The organism is Desulfosarcina sp., assembly GCF_046496365.1.
Lineage (GTDB): Bacteria > Desulfobacterota > Desulfobacteria > Desulfobacterales > Desulfosarcinaceae > Desulfosarcina.
The window spans coordinates 1-3750 of the sequence record NZ_JAWOHB010000200.1 but is presented as its reverse complement, the minus strand read 5'-3'; the positions used below and the strand labels follow the sequence as shown (position 1 = coordinate 3750).

General features: G+C 55.0%; 3 protein-coding genes. All 3 read right to left on the bottom strand.

The window, feature by feature from the left end; translation table 11 throughout:
- A partial coding sequence (locus tag R6V78_RS19295; RefSeq protein ID WP_410291021.1) for a TetR/AcrR family transcriptional regulator occupies positions 1–158 on the bottom strand: 158 nt, incomplete at its 3' end.
- Between the two features lie 328 nt (positions 159–486).
- Positions 487–1728, bottom strand: coding sequence for an acetyl-CoA C-acyltransferase (locus R6V78_RS19290; RefSeq protein WP_410291020.1), 1242 nt, complete (start codon positions 1726–1728; stop codon positions 487–489).
- Positions 1729–1891: 163 nt separating this feature from the next.
- A complete protein-coding gene (locus tag R6V78_RS19285; protein WP_410291019.1) occupies positions 1892–3676 on the bottom strand; it encodes an acyl-CoA dehydrogenase in 1785 nt (594 codons plus the stop codon).
- Between the last annotated feature and the right edge of the window lie 74 nt (positions 3677–3750).

The following is a 3750-nucleotide window of genomic DNA, read 5'->3' as shown; positions in this document are numbered from 1 at the left end:
TCCATTTCCTCCAGAAGCACTTCATAGAGAATATCTTCTTTTCTGGCAAAGAAATTGTAAATGTTGGCGGGTTTACAGCTGTATGCCCTGGCGATGTCCTGCATGCTGGTTGAATTGTATCCCTTGCTCCAGAAAAGGGCCCGGGCTTTGTTCAACATTTTCTGCTTGCTATGTTTTTCAGCCATTTGGGTAGCAGTAACTTCAGTTGCGCCATGGTGCCAACTGTTTGAAACGGTGAGGACAGAAAGCGGAGATATTAATGAACGACCATTAACACTCGACGCGACGGGTGTCAAGGATATTTCATTTGATAGATGGGATATGGAGAATCTCCTTTATCACGAAAGCAAGAAAGCACGAAAAAGAAATAGAAAAATTTCGTGTTTTCGTCCTTTCGTGTTTTCGTGATTGGTTTTATCTTTCACTCGACCGCTTGAATCCTGCAGCCCTAATTGATCACACGTACTCAGTAAAATCATCGGCGGTTTATCTTCGTTCCAGCACCGCTGCGATTCCTAATCCGCCGCCGCCGCAGATGCACTCCAGGGCGTAGACGGCATCACGGCGCTGCATTTCGTGCAGCAGGGTTACCAGCACGCGTGTGCCGGTGCAGGCGATGGGGTGTCCCAGCGATATGCCGGATCCATTGACATTGACTTTGGCGTAATCCTGTGGATTCAGGCCCATTTCTTTGAGGTCTGCCAGCACCTGGGCGGCAAAGGCTTCCTGGAGTTCTATTAATTCGATCTGCGCCAGAGTCAATCCGGCTGCCGTCAAGGCTTTTGCGACAGCCGTGGGTACGGTTCGGTAGGTGTGGCGCGGATCGCTGCCGGCCACCGCGCAGGATCTGACAATCGCCAGGGGCTCGCGCTTCAATGCTTCGGCTTTTTCCACCGCCATCACGACAACTGCAGCGGCACCGTCATTTTCGGTCGACGAATTGCCCGCCGTACATACGCCGCCCAGTACGGGCTTGAGCCGGGCGAGCTTTTCCAGCGTGGTGTCCTGCCGCGGGTTCTCGTCCCTGTCGACAAGGATCGGGCCGCCTTTGGCCTGAGGAACGGAAACAGGAATAATTTCAGCGTCGAATTTTCCGGCATGGGCGGCTGCGCAGGCTTTACGGTGACTTTCCAGCGCCCAGCGGTCGCACTGGTCGCGGGAAATTCCTTCTGTTGCGGCGGCCGTTTCCGCCCAGCTCATCATGGACGGCAAAATGCCGTAGCGTTCCTCAGGCTGCGACATCACCCGCGCCCGCTGAATACGGTCATAGAACCGAAGCCCCCAGATGGCCAGGTCTCCGTGGCCCCGAGGCATGCCCTTTTGGCCGCCGATGCCCCATTTTATCGATCCGGGTAGATAGAATTCCGCATTGCTCATGCTTTCGACGCCGCCGGCGACAACGATGTCCGCCTGACCTGCTCGAATCAAGGCAAGGGCATGGCGCACCACATCCAGACCGGTACAGCAGCGTCGATCCAGGGTGATGCCCGGAACGGAATCGGGCCATCCGGCCTTGAGCAGCGCCATGCGGGCGATGTTGACATATTCTCCGTTCTGGTAGGATTGGCCCAGAACCACTTCGTCCACCCTGCCGGGGTCGATGCCCGCCCGATCCACTGCCGCATTCAGAACCAGCGCGGCAAGGTCGTAGGCCGCCACATTTTTCAGCGCCCCCATGTAACGCCCCACCGGCGTACGCACGCCGCTTACAATCACTGCTTCTCTCATAGCGAATGTCCCTTTAACCAATTGAAGCTGGGTTCAACTTTATCACGAAAGCACGAAATGACGATAGCACGAAAAAAAGATAGAAAAATATCGTGTTTTCCATCTTTCGTGTTTTCGTGATTTATTTTTTATCACGTGACCCCTCGAATCCTTGAACCCTTTTTTAGAATGCTTTGACGGGCATTTCGACGACTTCCCTTCCTTTTCGCAGACACGTGTCCAGAACGGCAAGGATTCTGGGCAGGGTGATGTCGGCATAATAGGTGGCCTGCATCACTTTTCCCTGGTAAAAAGGGATGTTTTTTCCGTTGTCGATGGCCTTTCGGGCGGTATTTGCCATATCGAGCAGCCGCCACACCAGGGTGACTTCACTGAAGGCCATCAGTGCCGGATACGTGTTCGAGGCCCACTGCAGGATGTCATCGGACATCTGCCGCTGCATGAAATCCACGCCATGCCACAATCGATCGGCGACCCCGGCCAGGTGACGGATTTTTTCGTCGATCCGGGGATGACGGCTGCCGGCATTCAGGAATGCCTTAAGTTCGGCTTTGAACGAAAGATATGCCGCGCCGCCGCAGTTGCGCATCTTTCTGCCCATGAGATCCATGGATTGAATACCGTTGGTGCCCTCGTAGAGCGACATGATTTTGGCATCCCGCAGATACTGCTCCAGGGGATAGTCCCGGCAATACCCGTAGCCGCCCAGACACTGGATGGCGGTTTCACAGACACGAAAGCCTCTCTCCGAGCAAAAAGCCTTGATGACGGGTGTAATAAAATCAAGCAGGTTTTGATAGTGCTCCTTTTTCTCTCCGTCCGGCAGCTCCATGGCTAGGTCCTGCCAGAAGGCGCCCGTGTAAATCATGGAGCGCATACCGTCTACGGATGCTTTCATCCAGAGCAGCATGCGCCGCACATCCGGATGGTCGATGATGGGTACGTCGCCGGATTTTCGCTTGGCCACATCACGCCCCTGAATGCGGTTTTTGGCGTATTCGAGGGCGTTTTGGTAAGCGGTGCCGGCCAGCGCCATGCCGCTGACGCCGGTGTTGATCCGCGCGGCATTCATCATTTGAAACATGTGCATCAGCCCCCTGTTTGCCCGGCCGCAAAGATACCCGATGCAGTCATCGTTCGCACCGAAGCTCAGGCTACAGGTGGGAGATGCGTGCAAGCCGAGTTTTTCTTCGACCCGAGTGCAGATGACGTCGTTGAAGGCGCCCGGGGAACCATCCGCATTCAGCCGGAATTTGGGCACAATGAACAGGGAAAGACCCTTGACGCCGTCGGGCGCACCGTCGATTCTTGCCAGAATCAGGTGGATGATATTATCCGTCAGGTCATGGTCGCCCCAGGATATGAAGATTTTGTTGCCCTTGATCCGGTAATGATCCCCCTGCAGGCAGGCAGTGGTCTGAAGGGCTGCAAGATCGGACCCCGCATCCGCTTCGGTCAGGCACATGGTACCGGACCAGATGCCCGAGAACATATGGGGTACATACGCTTTTTTCTGCGCATCGCTCCCGAAGCTTTCGATCAGGTGCGCCGCACCATGGGTCAGACTGGGCGCCATGTTGAAGGCCTGGCAGGCGCCATACATTAGGTCGTTGATCACGATGCGCATCATGTGGGGGAATCCCTGTCCGCCGTATTCGAGATCACGGGCTGCGGCCGTAAACCCCGCCTGACCGTAACGTCTGAAGGCTTGCCTGAATTCAGGCGGAGAAAAGACCCTGCCGTTTTCATAGCGGGCGCCCCAGGACTCGCCGATTTCCTGCAAGGGATCCAGAACGCCGGCGGCGAATGCGACGGCCTCGGCAAGCAGCAGGTCAAATGCTTTTTCATTTAACCCCTTGTAACGATCCAGTTTACAGAGGCAGCCATAATTTAACTGCTCTTTCAGAATAAAACGCAGATCCTTCTGATTCACCTTGAAATGCGGCATGTTTTTTCAATTCCTTCAAGCGCTCGGCCTGGAAAAGGTTCCGCTTGAGTATCCTTGGGTGGTAATGAATGCTC